Genomic DNA, 270 nt, shown 5'->3' on the forward strand with positions numbered 1-270 from the left:
AAGAGCTTCGCGGACACGCCCCAGGCCGTCGTCAACCGCGCCCGGGAAGCCCTCGACGCGAACGAGCTGACACCGGCCGGGGCCGCGTCCACCTCGGCCTGGCAGGCGGCCAGTTCGAACTTGGTGTTCTGGAACGAGGCGACCGTCTTGCCGAAGACCGTGCGGTCCTGGACGTACTCCTTGGCGAAGCGGACGGCGGCGGCTGCCTGCGCGTACGCACCGAAGGCGATGCCCCAGCGCTCGGAGGCGAGGTTCAGGCCGAGGTAGGAG

General features: G+C 70.4%; 1 protein-coding gene. It reads right to left on the minus strand.

Annotated elements, in window-relative coordinates:
* Positions 1–270: acyl-CoA dehydrogenase family protein (locus tag J0695_RS42150; protein ID WP_277990126.1), on the minus strand; the 270-nt coding region annotated here is incomplete at both ends.

This window comes from Streptomyces beijiangensis (assembly GCF_017315755.1).
Taxonomy (GTDB): Bacteria; Actinomycetota; Actinomycetes; order Streptomycetales; family Streptomycetaceae; genus Streptomyces; species Streptomyces beijiangensis.